A 17706-nucleotide genomic window follows, 5' to 3' on the forward strand; every position below is an offset into this window, starting at 1 on the left:
GCCCAAAAGCCAATGCATACTTTGGATACGATTTTCTTGCGCTTACCCTGGCAGTCAACCTTGATAAGCCCCATCTTTGGAAAATAGATATTGCTCAATCGGTGGATATGTATAACGACTGGTTTATGAATTTTGCTCCGAGGGCATTTCGAGAAACACGGATCGAGGTTACTAAAGATGTCGAAGCGACGCTGAGGGAAACGAATAACTTGACAAATGTTGCCCCTGCAATTTTACGTAAACATCCTGGAGTACTTCCTACTCTTAGAATGTCAACTTGTCCACCTTTGGCAGTTGATCGACTGATTGGCCTTGCAGCGATTCCAAGCAGCTTAGTCAAGAGAATGGAAAACAAGAAAAAACTGCCAGTTCGTCTCCGAGGAGCAGCCTTAGACATTGAACTTCAGAAGATTGGCGACATTATTGAGCGGATGGCAGATCCGGATATTTTTACATGGCTAAATCGAACTGAACCTCCTTTACAAGCTGAGATACGTCGTGCTGCTACCATTGTCGCAGATCGTCTATGCGGATCAGTCGCCAATCCTATTATCCGAAATGCCCAGGAAAAGAGACAGCTTGCAGCAATTCAAAGCTGGCTTGAAACTTTCCAATACAGGAAACTAACAGTACAAGATGGTATGAAATTTAGTGACATGCCTCCTGGAACTTTTAGTTTTCGCATGAATATACCTGTAACTCTAGAAACAGGAAAGATAATTAATATACCAATTGATGCTGTAATCAAGCCCAAATCGAGCCAAAGAAGAGAGATGCCCATTTTATTTGAAGCAAAATCTGCTGGCGATTTTACAAACGTTAACAAAAGGCGCAAGGAAGAGGCAATTAAAATGTCCCAATTGCGAAGAACATATGGAAATCAGGTACGATTTAGTTTATTTCTCTGCGGCTATTTCGATAGCGGCTACTTAGGCTATGAAGCTGCTGAAGGGATTGACTGGGTTTGGGAACATAGAATCGATGATCTAGCTAGTTTTGGATTATAGAGAGTTGAATATTAAAGAAATAGAAAAAAGGCGCTTTTTGTTGCAAGGCCAATTGGACGAGAAAAAAACTCAGAAAGAACGCAATAAATTAGGCCAATTTTCAACGCCTATGACACTTGCAAAAAGCATTCTAGAGCACAGTATCCCCCTGCTCGATTGTGGTGAAAAAATACGTTTTCTAGATCCAGCTTTTGGTACAGGGGTTTTTTATTCTGCTCTTCTGAATGCGACTGGATCCGACTCAATTCTTTCGGCACAAGGCTTTGAAGTCGATCCATGTTATGGAGAAGCAGCAAAAGAACTGTGGAAAGAAACTCTTTTGAATTTGAAAATTTTAGACTTCACTAAATTATCTCCACCAAAACGGCAATCTGATTGTTTCAATCTCATTATTTGTAATCCCCCTTATGTGCGCCATCACCACATAGAAAGTGAGGAAAAGATAAATTTACGATATTTATCTAGTAAAGCTTGCGAAAGTAAAATAAGCGGTTTGGCTGGTTTGTACTGCCATTTTCTTTGCCTTTCTCATCCTTGGATGCAAAGAGGAGGAGTTGCTGCGTGGTTAATACCTAGTGAGTTTATGGATGTGAATTATGGCAAAGCCATCAAGCAATATCTTTTGCAAAAGGTAACACTTATTCAAATTCATAGATTTGACTATGAAGACACCAAGTTTGATGATGCACTTGTGTCATCAGCAGTTGTTTGGATAAGAAATTCTCTGCCGCCTCCTAATCATAAAGTTTTATTTACTTTTGGAGAATCAATGCACTCGCCCAATATGTCTCGCCTAGTTAATTTGCCATGTTTGAAAGACGAGCCCAAATGGACACGCTTCCCATCTCTAGGCATCCGTGAAAAGGCCGAAAATCATTGTCTATCAGACCTATTCGAGATAAAGCGTGGGATTGCAACTGGCGATAATAAATTCTTTATTCTTACCAAGGAAAAAACCGAACATTATAGCCTTCCTGATGAATTCTTGCGTCCCATTTTGCCAAGCCCGCGATACATACTCGCTAATGAAATCCAAGCAGATCAGGAAGGGCTCCCTATACTAGAGCATCAGCTTTTCCTGTTAGACTGTCGTATTCCTGAGGAAGTAATTCGTGCGAAATATCCCAGTTTATGGAAATATCTTAAATCTGGGAAAGGTACTACGTCGGAGCGTTATTTATGTCGTACTAGAAAAACATGGTATTTCCAAGAGAAGCGGTTGCCTGCACCAATTATTTGCACGTATCTAGGTAGAAAAAAAGGCGGCAATGAACGTGCTTTCCGATTTATTCTCAATTCATCTAAAGCTGTAGCTCCTAACGTTTACTTGCTTTTGTATCCTCGTGACACATTGAAATACTACCTTTCGCGAGACCCAAATCAGATTCGACGAATTTGGGAAATACTCAATGCTTTGGAGCCCACCTCAATTTTAGAGGAAGGTAGAGTATATGGAGGAGGGTTACATAAGATAGAACCTAAAGAATTGGGAAATGTAAATGCTACAAGAATAGTCAATGCTATACCAAGCTATGCCAAAATATCAAAGGAAACTCAGCATAGTTTGTTTGAGTAGTTATGTGACTATAAGCTGACATTTTTTGGGGCAAACAGAGTAGAGTTTATTACATAGATTCGCAAAATGGGTAAGTGCTAACACTTTGAGAGAAAACTCAAGATTAGGCATTAAGAAGTGATAGATTCGTATTTAGTAGACGCTCAGTGGCTGTCGGCGCATCTTGAGCAGCCGCAGGTGGTGATTGTAGACTGTCGCTTTGCGCTGTCAGAGCCGGATTTGGGCCGTCAGCAGTATGAAGCCGGACACATTCCAGGGGCTTACTACCTCGATCTGAACCGAGATCTGTCGGGGCCGGTGCAAGCGCACGGTGGTCGGCATCCGCTGCCAGACTGGCAGACCTTTGTTCGCACTTTGAATCAGCTGGGAATCTTCTCTAAGCCTCCGCAAGGGCCAACCCAGGTCATTGCCTATGACGATTCGCAGTTTGCCTTTGCAGCGCGGCTGTGGTGGCTGCTGCGGTATTTGGGCCATGAGCAGGTGGCGCTGCTGGATGGCGGCTTTGAGGCTTGGAAGGCAGCCGGGCTGCCACTGAGTACGGGAATTCCCGAGCCCAAAGCAGGCGACTTTAAGCCGCAGCCCCAGCCTGACTGGACGGTCGATATCGAAACGGTCCGCCAGCGCAAAGACCAGCCGGGCGTGTTGCTGATTGACTCACGGGCCGAGGGCCGGTTTCGGGGTGAGTACGAGCCGATCGACCCAATTGCCGGGAGTGTGCCCAGTGCGGTGAACTATTTTTGGCAGGATGTAGTAGACGATTCAGGTCGGCTAAAGTCCCCAGCGGAACTGGCAAATCACTGGTCTGACTTGGACTCGGCAGACGAAGTGATTGTCTACTGCGGCTCAGGGGTGACGGCCTGCGTGAATTTATTTTCGCAAGCGATCGCGCACAAACCCATGGGCAAGCTCTACCCCGGCGGCTGGAGCGACTGGAGTTCTTACCTGACCTGAATGGCCATCCGCATCTACGGCAATCGTGCCATCAAAACCCTGCCAGGCCAGGCAACTCGTCCCACGTCGGCGCGGGTGCGAGAGGCGCTGTTTAACATCTGGCGGGGGCGGGTTTCCGGCTGCCGCTGGTTGGACCTCTGTGCAGGCAGCGGCGCGATGGGAGCAGAGGCGCTGTGTCGGGGTGCGGCAGTAGCGGTGGGGATCGATGCAGCCGGGGCGGCCTGCCGGGTAATTCGGCAGAATTGGACCCTAGTAGCCCAGCCTGAGCAGTCCTTTCAGGTGCTGCGGGGTGACGTCATCCAGCAGCTGCGCAAGCTTCAGGGATCGTTTGACCTGATTTATTTCGACCCGCCCTACGCCAGTGGGCTCTATCAGTCAGTGCTGGCTGGAATTGCGGAAAACGGATTGCTCGTAGAGGAGGGCGCGATCGCGGTTGAATACAGCCCTGAGTCCTGGCAGCCAGCTGAGACAGCCGGATTAGCCCTAGACCAGACTAAGCGCTATGGCAGCACCAGCCTGGCCTTTTTTAGCCCTGAGGGAATTTGATAACCTCTTCCTAAGGGCTTAATAAGCATTTATCACTACCCACATACTGCAACTTACGGCACAATGGAGTAAAGCAACTTAAAAGTTGTTAAATTCTCTTTTGAGATAGTTTGCTCAGGATGCTCTAGGAGGCTCTCAATGGTTGCAACCGCACCGGCACTCGAAAAGCGGCTCACCCTACAGACCGCACAGATTGGCCCCGATACGACAGCCATTCGCTGTCTGGACTGGGATCGCGATCGCTTCGACATTGAATTTGGCCTGCAAAACGGCACCACCTATAATTCCTACCTGATTCGGGGGGAGAAGACGGCGCTGGTGGATACCTCCCACGCTAAGTTCCGAGAGCTCTACCTCGACGCGCTGAAGGAGCAGATTGATCCCCGGGAGATTGACTACATCGTGGTCAGCCACACCGAGCCGGATCACAGCGGTTTGGTGAAGGATGTGCTGGAGCTCGCGCCGAATGCGATTATCGTGGGTGCAAAAGTTGCGATTAAGTTTTTGGAAGATCTGGTCCATCAGCCCTTTGAGCGACAGGTGATAAAAAGCGGCGAAACCCTAGACCTGGGCCAGGGTCACGTTTTGGAATTCATCAATGCGCCTAACCTGCACTGGCCGGATACCATTTTTACCTACGACCACAAAGACGAGACGCTCTATACCTGCGACGCCTTTGGGGCGCACTACTGTCAGGACGCGGTCTTTGACGAAGACCTAGAGGGCCTAGCCCCCGACTTCCGCTTCTACTATGAGTGCCTGATGGCCCCCAATGCCCGCTCCGTCCTGTCGGCGATGAAGCGGATGGATAAGCTGGAGGGCGAAATCAGCACCATCGCCACGGGCCACGGGCCGCTGCTGCGCCACAATCTGGTGGAGCTAACCGAGCGCTACCGCCGCTGGAGTCAGGAGAAGAGCAAGTCAGAAACGCTGATTGCCGTCTTTTACGTGTCGGACTACGGCTATAGCGACCGGCTTTCGCAAGCGATCGCGCACGGTATCACCAAGGCAGGCGTCGCGGTCGAAATGGTCGATCTGCGCTCCGCCGACCCCCAGGAAGTGAATGAGCTGGTGAGTCGGGCCACCGGCGTCGTGATTGGAATGCCGCCCTCATCGGGTCGCGGAGCTGAGCAAACTCAGTCTGCGCTGAGTACGATCCTGGCGGCAGTCAACGACAAGCAGACCTTTGGCCTATTTGAGTCCTACGGCGGCGATGATGAGCCGATTGACCCGCTGTACACCAAGCTACAAGAGCTGGAGCTGAAGGTCGCCTTTGAGCCAATTCGGGTTAAGGACACGCCCGCTGAGCCGGTTTATCAGCTCTGTGAAGAGACGGGGACAGACCTGGGTCAGGAGCTGGCCCAGTCGAAGAAAATCAAGAAAATCAAGTCCCTGGATGCCGACTTGCAGAAGGCGCTGGGCCGGATTAGCAGTGGTCTTTACATCATCACGGCGAGCAAAGGCGAACTCCAGAGCGCCATGCTCGCCTCCTGGATTACCCAGGCTAGCTTCGAGCCGCTGGGCTTCACGGTTGCGGTAGCCAAAGACCGGGCAATCGAGTCCCTGATGCAGACCGGCGATACCTTCGTGCTGAATATTCTGGAAGAGGGCAACCACCTGGGCCTGATGAAGCATTTCCTCAAGCGCTTCCCCCCCGGGGCCGACCGGTTTGCCGGCGTCCGCACCCGCCCGGCGGAGAATCGGTCGCCGATTCTAGCCGACGCCCTAGCCTATCTGGAATGTACGGTCGCGAGCCGGATGGAGCTGAGCGACCACTGGCTGGTGTACTGCACGGTGGATGACGGCAAGGTATCCAAGGAGGAAGCGCTGACCGCGGTTCACCATCGTAAGGTCGGGAACTATTATTAATCTCACCCTGTCCCTCACTCCCCCAACTCGCCATGGCTGAATCTAAAGAACGTGACGTACAAGTCTTCCCCATTGCGGCGAATACGCTCGTAATGCGCTGCCGGAGCTGGGAGCGGCTGCGTTTTGAGATTGAGTATGCGCTGGAGAAGGGGACGACCGCGAATTCCTATTTGATTAAGGGCGATCGCGTTGCCCTGCTCGACCCGCCGGGTGCCTCTTTCACGGAGATATTTCTGGCCGCGCTGAAAGAGCAGATTGCCCTATCCCAAATTGACTACGTGATCTTAGGCCACGTCAACCCCAACCGGATGGAAACGCTAAAGGCGCTTTTGGCCGAAGCGCCCCAGGTGAAGGTAGTTTGCTCAAATCCCGCCGCGATCGCAATTGAAGCCGCTGACGACCTCGATCCCACCCTTCAGGTGATCAAGGGTACGACCGACGACCTGCTCGACCTGGGCCAAGGCCATCAGCTCTCCTTCATTCCAACCCCGACACCGCGCTGGCCGGGCGGACTCTGCACCTACGACGACTACACCCAGGTGCTCTACAGCGATAAATTCTTCGGGGCGCACGTCTGCGGCGAGGCCATTTATGACCTCGACCGAGAATCGCTGAAGGAAGACCGCCGCTACTACTTTGACTGTGTGATGGCCCCCAATGCTCGCCAGGTTGAGGCGGCCCTAGAAAAGCTGGCTGACTATGCGCCCCGGCTTTATGCTGTGGGGCATGGCCCGCTGGTACGCTACGGCGTTACCGAGCTAACCCAGCAGTACCACCAGTGGAGCGCCCAGCAAAAAGAGCAATCCCTTTCAGTCGCGCTAATCTACGCCTCGGCCTACGGCAATACGGCGACGATTGCCCAAGCGATCGCGCGCGGCGTCACCAAAGCTGGGATTGCCGTCGAGTCGATCAACGCCGAGCAGGCCGAAACTTCAGACATTAAAACCGCCGCCGAAAAATGCGCGGGCTTCATCATGGGTTCCCCAACCCTGGGCGGCCATGCCCCGACCCAAATTCAAACGGCTTTAGGCACGGTTCTTTCTACAGCTTCTAAGACTAAGCTAGCCGGGGTCTTTGGCTCCTTTGGCTGGAGCGGTGAGGCGATCGACCTGCTGGAGAGAAAATTCAAAGATGCGGGCTATAGCTTTGGCTTTGAGCCGATTCGGGTCAAGTTCACCCCCGACGAAACGACGCTGAAGTACTGTGAAGAATCCGGTACGGACTTTGCCCAGACCCTGAAAAAATCAAAGCGGGCCAAGGCTCCGAAGACGCCAGCAACGTCAGTGGAAAGCGCCATTGGGCGGCTGGTGGGCTCCCTCTGCGTGGTGACGGCGCAGCGGGGCGAGCTGGCCAGCGCCATGCTGGCCTCCTGGGTAGCTCAGGCCACCTTTAGCCCGCCGGGGTTGACCGTTGCCGTTTCTAAAGATCGGGCGATCGAAACCCTGCTCTATCCCGACAGCAGCTTTGTGCTAAATATTCTGGCTGAGGGTAAGCATCTAGGCCCGATGAAACATTTTCTCAAGCCGTTTAAGCCGGGGGAAGATCGGTTTGAAGGCGTTGAAGTCGAAGAGACTGAAAACGGCGGGCTGATTTTGCCAGAGGCGATCGCGTATCTAGAATGCCGGGTCAAGTCGCGGATGGACTGCGGCGACCACTGGGTGGTCTACGCCACCGTCGAAAATGGCGAGCTAATCGACAGCGATGCCAAGACCGCCGTGCATCATCGGAAGACGGGGAGTCATTATTGATATGCTACCTATAAGACGCTTCCCTTCGTACGCTGACAGTACGCTGAACTTTCCATGCCAGCTGTGCCGCATCAGTCTGAATTTAAAGCTGAGTTTAAAACTGGGAATATCTATTCATTCTTAGCAGACTGTCAGCGGCAAACGCTGGACCAGCCCCAAGTGGTCAGCCTAATATTTCCACTTCCCGCGATCGCGCCCTGGGCGGTACTACAGGCGTTAGGCCAGCGACATCAGCGACATTTTTACTACGACGACGTGCTGCGGCAGCAGTCCGTCGTCGCCATAGACGTTGCCGTAGAGCAGATTGCTCAGGGACCCGACCGGTTTGTCCAAGCGCAGCGGTTTATCGATTTCTGGCTGAGCCACTCAATCCCGTCCCAGCCTTCATTTTTGTCTAAGCAGCCGCGCTTTTTTTGCAGTGCCACCTTTTTCGAAAGTCCGACTGCAAATTCCCAATTCGAGCCGATTCATATCTTTTTGCCCCGGCTCCAGGTCGTGACCGAAGCGGATAAATCGACGGCTGTATTCAACTACTTTTTAGACGAAACCACTGTTTTAGAGCAGATTGCAGCTGATATAGACCGGACGTTAGACGAATTACTGAAGCTAGAAAAGACTCGCCTGCCAGCAGACCGCTCCAGCTCCGCCAGCGCTAATTACCGTATCGTCAAGGACATCGACACCTTCCAGACGACGGTGCAGGCCATTTTAACGCTGATTCAGCAGCAGCTGCTGCATAAAGCGGTGATTGCCGATGTCCTAGAAGTTGTCGCGGCAACCCCGTTTAACTTGCCAACTTCCCTCCAGACTCTGCGGCAGAAGCATCCCGACTGCTGCATCTTTTCGGTAGGCAACGGACAGGGGCAGGCGTTTGTTGGCGCTAGCCCCGAGCGGCTGCTGAGCATCGCTGACGGACGGCTGAGGACTGACGCGCTAGCGGGTTCGGCGGCAAGAAGTGATGACCCTGGAGAAGATGCTCTGCTGGCCCAGCGACTGCTCCAGAGTAAAAAAGAGCGCTATGAGCATCGGCTAGTGGTCGAATTCATTACCCGTCAGCTGCGATCGCTCGGCCTGATTCCCAAGTTTAACGCTGCACCCAGCCTGCTCCAGCTTTCTCAGATTCAGCACCTGCATACGCCGATTTACGCCTATCTGCCGTCAACGACTCAGCCGCTGCAAATTCTCGATAAGCTGCATCCTACCCCAGCGGTGGCCGGCGTGCCGCGAGAGGTGGCCTATCAGCTGATTCGGCAGTATGAAACCTGCGATCGCGAACTCTACGCCGCCCCCCTTGGCTGGATTGACGCCCAGGGCAATAGCGAATTTATTGTCGGCATTCGCTCTGCCCTGGTCGACGGCTGCTGGGCCAGGCTGTATGCGGGAGCAGGCATTGTCGCCGGGTCGGAGCCGGGGAGGGAGCTGAGTGAGATTAGGCTGAAGCTGCAGACGCTTTTGGCGGCGTTGGTTTAGGTGGGGTGGATAGTTGGATGGTAGGGGCAGGGTTTCCCTGCCGAATAGATGGGGTGATGGGTGGCTGTTGACTTTCGTAATTTGAATTCGCTGTGGGCTTCGATTGCGGTGGAGACGCTGGCCCGGTTGGGTTTGCAGACGGCGATTATTTGCCCGGGTTCGCGTTCGACGCCGCTGACGATGGCGTTTGCTCAGCATCCGCAGATTGAGGCGATCCCTATGTTGGATGAGCGCTCTGCTGCCTTTTTTGGTCTGGGCTGCGCTAAGCGGCAGCATCGTCCGGTGGCTCTGATCTGCACGTCGGGAACGGCGGGCGCTAATTTTTATCCGGCCATCATTGAGGCGCGAGAAAGCGGTGTGGCGCTGCTGGTATTCACTGCTGACCGACCGCCTGAGCTGCGCGACTGTGCTTCGGGACAGACGATTGACCAGCAAAAGCTGTTTGGTGATTTTCCCAACCGATATAGCGAGCTGGCGACGCCAGCGGTTGAGCGACTGGACTATCTCAGACAGACGATGGTGCAGGCCTGGGCGCGATCGCGCTTTCCTCCCGGCCCGGTTCATCTCAACTGCCCCTTTCGCGACCCGCTACCGCCGCTACCTGACCCAGAAATTCAGCGCTTGCAGGCTAGCTTTGACGAATCGCGGTTTTTTGCCGGGGTGAAGGAGGCGCGATCGCGGTCGTCTTATTCGGATATTGACCTACCGTTGGATCAGTGGCGGGGGTGCGATCGCGGCCTGATTATTGCTGGCCCAGCCCAGCCGCCGGACCCAGCTGCCTACTGTCAGGCCGTCGGCAAAATTGCTCAGGCCCTGGGCTGGCCGGTGCTGGCGGAGGGGCTGTCTCCCCTGCGCAACTATCGCGACTTCAATCCGCTGCTGGTTTCAACCTACGACATTATTCTGCGTCAGCCGGAGCGAGCCGATGCCCTTAAGCCCGCCTGCGTCATCCAGCTGGGGCCGCTGCCGACGAGCAAAGTCCTCCGCCAGTGGCTTCAGCAGACCCAGCCGCAGACCTGGGTAATTACAGATCGTACCGGAGTCAATCTCGACCCGCTGCACGGCCTGACTCAAGCTGTTATTCTGTTACTGGAACAGCTTTCTAAGCAGCTGTCTATCTCGCCAAAGCCTACTGTCAGCCTGTACTGCCAGCAGTGGCTTAAGGGCGAATCAATAGCTCGCCAGCGACTGAATCAGAAACTCGAAAACCTCGATTCTTTGTTTGAAGGAAAGGTGGCCTGGCTGCTATCAAAACATCTCCCAGCTGAAACACCGCTGTTCATCGCTAACAGTATGCCGGTGCGCGATGTTGAAACCTTCTGGCAACCCAATCAGCTCAAGTTCCAGCCCGCGTTTAATCGGGGTGCAAACGGGATTGATGGCACGCTGTCTACTGCCATGGGCTGGGCGCATCAGAACCGCAGCAGCGTCTTGCTCACGGGCGACTTGGCTTTGCTGCACGATACAAACGGATTTTTGAACGTCCGCCAGCTGAAAGGTCATTTGACCATCGTATTGATTAACAATCAGGGCGGCGGTATTTTTGAAATGCTGCCCATCTCGCAGTTCGAACCCGAGTTTGAGCCCTACTTTGCCATGCCTCAATCGATTGATTTTGAACAGCTGTGCCGGGTTTACGGCATCCCATATTACCTCATAGAACAGTGGTCGGATTTGATAGGTGCCCTGAACCCGCTGCCTCAAAGCGGCGTCCGAGTGATTGAGATACGCACAGGTCGGAAGGCTGATGCTAGCTGGCGGCAGACGGAGCTGGTGGATGTTATTAGCTGATGGGGTGTAGACGCGATAGCGGCTTCCCGCAGGGTAGGGGTGTTCGCGAAGCGTCGCCGTAGGCGTTAGGGGTGATGGGGAAGATTATTCGCGAAGTGTCGCTTAGGGCGTTGGGAGCGATGCTTAGATGATCAGGCAGCTCCTGGCGGTAGGTGATTATCGGTTCAGCTATTGGGCTGTAGGGAATCCTCAGCATCCGCCGATTCTTTTTCTGCATGGCTTTATGGGGAGCGGTCAGGATTTTGCTCAGGTGATGACAGCGATCGCGGATCGGTTTTACTGTGTTGCGGTTGATTTGCCTGGCCATGGTTACACCCAAGTTTTAGGAAAACCCGCTAGCTATGGTATGGAACCCACTGCTGCAGGACTTATCCAGCTGATCACAGCGCTCGATCTTCGGCCCTGCCGACTGGTTGGCTACTCGATGGGTGGGCGTCTGGGGCTCTATCTCCTGCTGCAGTTTCCCGAGTATTTTTGCGCTGCCGTTTTGGAGTCGGCTTCGCCGGGGTTGCAGACGGCGGTGGAGAGAGAGGAGCGGGTTAGGCGCGATCGCGCCCTTGCCCAACAGCTCGAAACCCAAGACTTCCGAAATTTTCTCACTGACTGGTACAACAATTCCCTATTCACTTCGCTTAAAAGTTCTCCTAGTTTTGCCTCTATGTTCAAGCGCCGACTTCAGAACAATCCGAGAGAACTGGCCCAGTCAATCCGACATTTCAGCACCGGCTGCCAACCTTCTCTTTGGCACCGCCTATCTCAAAATCAGGTGCCATTGCTGCTGCTAGTCGGCAGCTTAGACTCAAAGTTCGTTAACCTCAATAGTCAAATGGCTGAGCTCTCCGGGCTTGCTCAGCTTAGAATCGTCGCTGACGACAGTCACAATATCCACTTAGCCGCACCCGAAAGATTCGTTTCTGAAGTAAAGCGGTTTTTTACTGGTACTTGAGTAGCTCAGCAGATCGGCATAATTAAGCTACGGATGTCATTTCGAGCAAAGTTGAGGTATCTCTCGATCCGTAAAATTTCTGATGTCAGGCTATAGCTCTAGGGGCATGGCTCCGCTTCCGCTAATGCCACTAAGGTTTTTCAACCCGGTCATTGGCTGGTGAGCCTGCGCTAACCCCTAATTGTCCGATCCCACCTCAGCCCAATCAAATCCGTTTACGGGGCTTGGCTTAGCCAAAAAAATACAGAATTATTTTAGAAGTTCATACAAACCAGGTGTTTATGCCGAAGCAGTAATCGGTTGGGTCCCTGAAAATAGGGTTTAAAGAGGATGAACTATGAAAAGCGCTGCTTTGCCCCAGGTCGGGACCAGCTCAATCGATAGCCAGAGCCCAATAGAGCACAAGCTAATCTCTGAGTTTGACTCGGCGAGCAATCCGCTTCAGTCCATTAGCACCCCAATTAAGCTTCTGCTGATTGCGCATAACATACAAGATGCCAGTCTGATCCGGAAGCTGCTAGCCCTGGCCGAGAATCGACAGTTTGAGCTGGTCCATATACGGAGCCTGCCAGAGGCCCTAAAGTTCCTGAGCCGAGAAGCCATCGATGTCATTTTACTCAATCTACCCCCTCCAGATGGATATGGTATAGACATCGTTAGTCAGGTCCATGGTGCAGCGCCTCAGGTGCCCCTAATTACGTTGATAGGCTGTAATGATGCCATGCTGTCGATTGAGTCGCTCAGGCTTGGTGCCCAAGACTGTATTGCCAAGGACCAATTAGAACACCACTCACTGCTCCGGACGGTTGACTACGCCATAGAACGCCATCAGATGCAGGCGCGCTCAAAGCAGCAGGTCGAGCGAGAACGCATGATAAATGGCATTGCACAGCGGATTCGTCAGTATTTGAGCCTGGAGAAGATTTTGAATACGACTGTCGCGGAGGTGCGGCAGTTGCTTCAGGCCGACCGGGTATTTATCTATCGCTTAAACCCAGACTGGAGCGGCACAATCATCGAGGAATCGGTCACTAGCCCCTGGAAGTCTATTCTAGGCGTGAGCAACCATGACCATAGCTTTGGCGAAAAATACGTTCCCCTGTATAAACTAGGTCGGGTTCAGGCCACCGAGGACATTTATACAGGCGGGTTGGACCAATGCCACATTGATTTTCTGGCCGAATATCAAATTCGCGCTAACTTAGTGACTCCAATTGTTCAGGGAGAAAAATTGTGGGGGCTACTGGTCGCCAATCAGTGTAGTGGTCCGCGGCAATGGCAGCCGTTTGAAATTTCTTTACTCCAGCAGCTAGACACCCAGGTGGCAATTGCCATTCAGCAATCTGAGCTTTATGAACAATCCCAAAGTGAATTGGCCGAGCGTAAGCGAGTCGAGCAGCAACTTCGGCACAATGCGTTTCACGACGCTTTGACGGATCTGCCAAATCGAGCTCTGTATATGGATCGGCTGGGCCAGGCCTTAAAACGATACAGGCGGTTTAATACCTGTCAGTTTGCTGTGCTGTTTCTGGATATCGATCGCTTTAAGCTGGTCAATGATGCTCTTGGCCACCACATCGGCGACCAGCTGCTGATTGCGCTCGCCCAAAGACTGAAAAGCTGTGTGCGGCCCGAAGATACGGTAGCCCGATTCGGAGGAGATGAGTTTGCCATTCTGTTGGAAGACATTAAAGATGCAAGTGTTGCAATACAAATTTCTGAACGAATTCTTCAGGCTTTAACTAAACCGTTTCTCCTGAAGTCTTATGAAATCGTCTCTACCACCAGCATTGGTATTGTTATTAGCACAACCGGGTATGACGACCCTGAAAAGCTCCTGCGGGATGCAGATATTGCCATGTATCGCGCCAAGAATCAGGGTAAGGCTGGCTACGCCATTTTTGATGCCGCCATGCATGCTCAATCTGTGACTCAGCTCCAGTTAGAAACCGACCTGCGGCAAGCCGTTGAACGGCAAGAATTTACGGTGCTCTACCAGCCTATTGTGTCGCTCAGCAGTGGCAGAATCAGCGGTTTTGAGGCTTTGATACGCTGGCTGCATCCCACCCGAGGAATGGTTTCCCCGACAGAATTTATTCCAGTAGCAGAAGAAACTGGCTTGATCATCCCGATCGGTGCCTGGATCCTGCGAGAGGCTTGTGCTCAGATGCAGGCTTGGCAGCAACAGTTTCAGATAGCCCAGACCCTGACTATGAGTGTCAATCTTTCGTCAAGACAATTCATGCAGCTGGATTTAGTTGAGCAAGTCAATCAAATTTTGCGAGAGAGCCATCTAGAGCCCCGGCATATCAAACTAGAGATTACGGAAAGCGTCATTATGGAAAGGCCTGACATGGCAGCTCTAACGTTGAAAAAATTGCACGAAAGTGGCATTCAAATTTCGATTGACGACTTTGGAACCGGATATTCGTCTCTCAGCTATCTCTATCGTTTTCCGATCGATACCCTCAAACTTGATCGCTCCTTTATCAAAGGCATTGACGTTGACGGCGAAAAGCTAGCCCTAGTCAAGGGGATTATCCAGCTAGCCAGGAACATGGACATGGATGTGGTGGCCGAAGGGATAGAAACAGCCCAACAGTTAGCCCAATTGAAAAAACTTCGTAGCGAATACGGACAGGGATATTTTTTCTCAAAACCTCTGAATAGTGAGACAGCAACCGCGATACTTGCCGAAGAATATCGCTGATGATTGATAATTTGCAGGCATCAATTTAGGGAATCTAGTTATAGATTCTCCGTAGAAAATCACTAAAGACGCCTCCTTTGAGTAGGGCGTTGGCGCGCGAGGGATAGACGAGCCAAGCAGCGGTACAATCGCAACAGAACCTTGCACAGACAGGCCGAAAGGCAGCCAAACCTGCGTTCCTCAGTCGGGTTAACGGACATCGCTTACACCGACCTGGGCACACATCGACTCCACCGGACAGATCGAACAGCGAGGCCGTGTTCCCTGACAAATCTGTTTGCCAAAGGGCATCAGCAGCTCGTTGGTTTCAATCCAGTGGCGCTGGGGGAGCTTTTGTTCTAGGGCCTGGGTTGTCTTTTCTGGCGTTTTGGTCTCAACATAGCCCCAGCGGTTGACCACCCGATGCACATGCACATCGACGCTGATGTAGGGCTGACCGCAGCCAATCCCCAAGGCCAGATGGGCGCACTTGGGACCGACGCCCTTAAAGCCGAGCATCACCTCCGCATCGCAGGGCAGTTCGCCTTCGTACTGCTCAACTAGGGTAGTCGCGATCGCGTGGATCTGCGCCGCCTTACGATCGGCAAAGGTGCTCCTGCGGATCAGAGATTCAATTTCTGCTACCTCAAGCTGGCTCATGGTCGCAGGAGTATTCGCCCTGGCAAACAGCTGACGAGACACCGGCAAACTCACCTCATCATAGGTGCGAATCGAAATCATGCAGGAAATCAGCTGCTCAAAGAGCGAATCGTATCCCTCCGCCGCCAGCTGAAACATCGCCGCCTTGGGATAGTCGCGCATGGTTTCACCGATCTGAGCGAGAGCTGTCTCAATCTTAAAATTAGGCAATGTTGGCATGTCGGTCTCAGGGCAAATGCTTAAGCTATCTGGAGTGGCCGCATTTGAAAGCTATCGTGGGTATTAAATTTGAGGCAATAGCATGAAAACCATTGGGCTAATTGGCGGCATGAGCTGGGAGTCCTCGTTTGAGTACTACCGCATTATCAACGAAGCGACCAAGCACAGGCTGGGCGGACTACATTCGGCCAAGAGCATCCTACATTTTTTCGACGCCGTTCTAACTGCAATGCCCATCAATTAAGAGAGCGTGTATAACGTCATCACTAAATGATTTGTTTCAGGTCTTTGCAATCCGGTTCGGCTTTGTTGCATGAATGAAAAAAGAGACAGAGGTTCCCCATCTCGGTCGTTTCCTATGCTTCAACACGTCATCGAAAAACTATCCGAACTCTGGTAGCCTTTGAGCTCTAGCTTTCAGCTACGCCCTAATACAGCGCGTGCTTCACCAGTCGCCTGCTCGCTCAAATACGATGCTGTGGCAAAATTGAAGCAGCTGATTGAGGGTTTGCCAGTTATGACCATTGCGGGTGTGCCAACTAAAACCTATACGGCTGAGGAATATTTGGCTCTGGAAGTAGAGTCTGATATTCGCAACGAGTTTCGCAATGGAGAACTTGTTGAGATGACAGGAGGGACGCCTGAGCATAATGAAATTACCAGTGTTCTCAATGCTCTGCTTAGGGTCATGCTAAGAGGAAACCCATACAGCATTTTTGTCGCAGACCAGCGGCTATGGATTCCTGCAGCCCAGGTCTATACCTACCCGGATATCATGGTCACACCCCGTCCACCGGAACGGCAGCCCGGGCGCAAAGATACCGTTATCAATCCAATTTTAATTGCAGAAACGCTCTCGAAATCGACCCAAGGGTATGACCGAGGCGAGAAGTTTGCCTACTATCGCACGATTGAAACCTTTCAAGAATATGTGCTGATTGACCAGTATCAGCCTCATGTTGAGCACTATGTCAAACAGGCCACCAAGCAGTGGCTATTTACGGAATACGACCATTTGGAGAACGCTTTTACGTTAGCTTCCATACCGGTCGAGATTGCGCTCGCAGATTTATACGAAGCCGTTGAATTCTAGAACCTAATACAGCTCATACTTTACCAGCCGACATTCAATTGAGCCATTGTAGATGGGAATGCGCTGCGATGACCGCAGACCAATCTGCTGAATTAGCTGCTTATTGCCGCTGAGGACAAAGGCCGTCCAGCCGGAGAAGCGCTGCTTTAGGACATCGCCGAGCTGCTTATAGAGTGCGCCTAGATCTTCGCCTTCGTCGATGCGGAAACCGTAGGGGGGATTGCAGAGAAGAATTCCGCTGGCGGCTGGCGGCACAATTTCTGAGAGGTCGGTCGGGAAAAACTGAACCTGGGACTCGACGCCGCAGAACCGGGCATTGTCCTCAGCCTGATTGATGCGTTCGGAGTCGCGATCGCTACCCCCCACAAAAGCCTTCAGCTCCGTCTGACGGCTGGCTTTAGCCGCTTCCAGTAGCTGCTCCCATAGGACTACGTCAAAATCAGGCCAGGTCTCAAAGCCAAAGCGATCGCGAAATAGCCCCGGTGCAATCTGCAAGGCTTGCTGGCTGGCTTCCAGGGGCAGCGTGCCCGAACCGCAGAAGGGGTCATAAAACGCCTGGTCGCTCTGCCAGCCCGATAGCCGAATCAGCGCGGCGGCCAGCGATTCCTTCAGCGGGGCGACCCCCACCGCCGGACGGTAGCCCCGCCGATGTAGGCTGCCGCCTGAGCTGTCCAGGCTAACCGTGCAGCGATCGCGGTAGATATGCACATTCACCGCTACGTCCGGCTCCTGCGGATCGACGCTAGACCGCTCGCCCAGCTGCGCCTGCTGCTGGTCCACGATGGCGTTTTTCACCTGGAGCGCGGTGAAATGGCTGTGGTTAAGGCGACGGCCCTTGCCTGTGAGCTGCCCGGTGGCGTGGACTGCCAGCGTCTGGAAGGGCGTCAGGTGGGGCTGCCAGTCAATCTGCTGGACGACCCGATAGAGGTCGTCGGCATCCTCACAGGAAAATTCGCCCAGCTTGACCAGAATCCGAAACGGCAACCTAGCCCAGAGGTTGACTTTATAGAGTAAAGCGCGATCGCCCTCGAAGCCAACGCCGCAAAATCCCGGCGTGACGGAACTGGCTCCTAACGCCTCTAGCTCCTCAGCCGCCAGCGTTTCCAACCCGCGAGCGACCGTTGCAAAATAATCGGTCATA

General features: G+C 52.7%; 13 protein-coding genes and 1 pseudogene. 12 read left to right on the forward strand and 2 right to left on the reverse strand.

Features of this window, described 5'->3' with window-relative positions; genetic code table 11:
• Positions 1-47 precede the first annotated feature (47 nt).
• The 10 genes from IQ241_RS10335 (at position 48) to IQ241_RS10380 (ending at position 14614) form a co-directional block, all read left to right on the forward strand.
• Complete coding sequence (locus tag IQ241_RS10335; RefSeq protein WP_193906818.1) at positions 48-1007, forward strand: XamI family restriction endonuclease; 960 nt, start codon at positions 48-50, stop codon at positions 1005-1007.
• A 4-nt stretch (positions 1008-1011) separates the two neighbouring features.
• Positions 1012-2583, forward strand: coding sequence for an Eco57I restriction-modification methylase domain-containing protein (locus IQ241_RS10340; protein WP_228021563.1), 1572 nt, complete (start codon positions 1012-1014; stop codon positions 2581-2583).
• 120 nt (positions 2584-2703) lie between these two features.
• The gene (locus IQ241_RS10345) at positions 2704-3534 is read left to right on the forward strand and encodes a sulfurtransferase (RefSeq protein WP_193906822.1); all 831 of its coding nucleotides are present in this window, start codon (positions 2704-2706) and stop codon (positions 3532-3534) included.
• Entirely contained in the window at positions 3535-4080 is a 546-nt protein-coding gene (gene rsmD / locus IQ241_RS10350) for a 16S rRNA (guanine(966)-N(2))-methyltransferase RsmD (protein ID WP_193906718.1), read from the forward strand.
• A 138-nt stretch (positions 4081-4218) separates the two neighbouring features.
• Complete coding sequence (locus tag IQ241_RS10355; RefSeq protein ID WP_193906720.1) at positions 4219-5949, forward strand: diflavin flavoprotein; 1731 nt, start codon at positions 4219-4221, stop codon at positions 5947-5949.
• 32 nt (positions 5950-5981) lie between these two features.
• Positions 5982-7697 (forward strand): diflavin flavoprotein, encoded by a 1716-nt coding sequence (locus tag IQ241_RS10360; protein WP_193906722.1) that lies wholly within the window; start codon positions 5982-5984, stop codon positions 7695-7697.
• 54 nt (positions 7698-7751) lie between these two features.
• Entirely contained in the window at positions 7752-9167 is a 1416-nt protein-coding gene (locus IQ241_RS10365) for an isochorismate synthase (RefSeq protein WP_193906724.1), read from the forward strand.
• A gap of 60 nt (positions 9168-9227) precedes the next feature.
• Positions 9228-10958, forward strand: coding sequence for a 2-succinyl-5-enolpyruvyl-6-hydroxy-3-cyclohexene-1-carboxylic-acid synthase (gene menD, locus IQ241_RS10370; RefSeq protein ID WP_193906726.1), 1731 nt, complete (start codon positions 9228-9230; stop codon positions 10956-10958).
• Between the two features lie 127 nt (positions 10959-11085).
• A complete protein-coding gene (gene menH, locus IQ241_RS10375; protein WP_193906727.1) occupies positions 11086-11904 on the forward strand; it encodes a 2-succinyl-6-hydroxy-2,4-cyclohexadiene-1-carboxylate synthase in 819 nt (272 codons plus the stop codon).
• Between the two features lie 337 nt (positions 11905-12241).
• On the forward strand, positions 12242-14614 hold the full coding sequence (locus tag IQ241_RS10380) for an EAL domain-containing protein (protein WP_193906729.1): 2373 nt from the start codon (positions 12242-12244) through the stop codon (positions 14612-14614).
• Between the two features lie 189 nt (positions 14615-14803).
• On the opposite strand, the gene IQ241_RS10385 is transcribed toward IQ241_RS10380, so the two are convergent.
• Complete coding sequence (locus IQ241_RS10385) at positions 14804-15472, reverse strand: endonuclease III domain-containing protein (protein ID WP_193906731.1); 669 nt, start codon at positions 15470-15472, stop codon at positions 14804-14806.
• 82 nt (positions 15473-15554) lie between these two features.
• Between IQ241_RS10385 and IQ241_RS10390 the strand changes: the two are divergent.
• Together IQ241_RS10390 and IQ241_RS10395 are read left to right on the forward strand one after the other, a co-directional pair.
• Positions 15555-15686: pseudogene (locus IQ241_RS10390) on the forward strand (aspartate racemase); the annotation flags it as partial.
• 303 nt (positions 15687-15989) lie between these two features.
• Entirely contained in the window at positions 15990-16565 is a 576-nt protein-coding gene (locus IQ241_RS10395) for a Uma2 family endonuclease (RefSeq protein WP_193906824.1), read from the forward strand.
• A 3-nt stretch (positions 16566-16568) separates the two neighbouring features.
• Here the strand turns inward: IQ241_RS10395 and IQ241_RS10400 are convergent, their stop codons facing one another.
• On the reverse strand, positions 16569-17705 hold the full coding sequence (locus IQ241_RS10400; RefSeq protein WP_193906733.1) for a THUMP domain-containing class I SAM-dependent RNA methyltransferase: 1137 nt from the start codon (positions 17703-17705) through the stop codon (positions 16569-16571).
• Between the last annotated feature and the right edge of the window lies 1 nt (position 17706).

Source organism: Vasconcelosia minhoensis LEGE 07310 (genome assembly GCF_015207255.1).
Classification (GTDB): domain Bacteria; phylum Cyanobacteriota; class Cyanobacteriia; order Phormidesmidales; family Phormidesmidaceae; genus Vasconcelosia; species Vasconcelosia minhoensis.

Bases quoted from the DNA above. Each gene is read 5' to 3' on its own strand.
- IQ241_RS10360 (WP_193906722.1), top strand. From the start codon at position 5,982: ATGGCTGAATCTAAAGAACGTGACGTACAAGTCTTCCCCATTGCGGCG.
- IQ241_RS10395 (WP_193906824.1), top strand. From the start codon at position 15,990: ATGACCATTGCGGGTGTGCCAACTAAAACCTATACGGCTGAGGAATAT.
- IQ241_RS10365 (WP_193906724.1), top strand. From the start codon at position 7,752: ATGCCAGCTGTGCCGCATCAGTCTGAATTTAAAGCTGAGTTTAAAACT.
- IQ241_RS10380 (WP_193906729.1), top strand. From the start codon at position 12,242: ATGAAAAGCGCTGCTTTGCCCCAGGTCGGGACCAGCTCAATCGATAGC.
- menH (WP_193906727.1), top strand. From the start codon at position 11,086: ATGATCAGGCAGCTCCTGGCGGTAGGTGATTATCGGTTCAGCTATTGG.
- IQ241_RS10355 (WP_193906720.1), top strand. From the start codon at position 4,219: ATGGTTGCAACCGCACCGGCACTCGAAAAGCGGCTCACCCTACAGACC.
- IQ241_RS10400 (WP_193906733.1), bottom strand. From the start codon at position 17,705: ATGACCGATTATTTTGCAACGGTCGCTCGCGGGTTGGAAACGCTGGCG.
- IQ241_RS10385 (WP_193906731.1), bottom strand. From the start codon at position 15,472: ATGCCAACATTGCCTAATTTTAAGATTGAGACAGCTCTCGCTCAGATC.
- rsmD (WP_193906718.1), top strand. From the start codon at position 3,535: ATGGCCATCCGCATCTACGGCAATCGTGCCATCAAAACCCTGCCAGGC.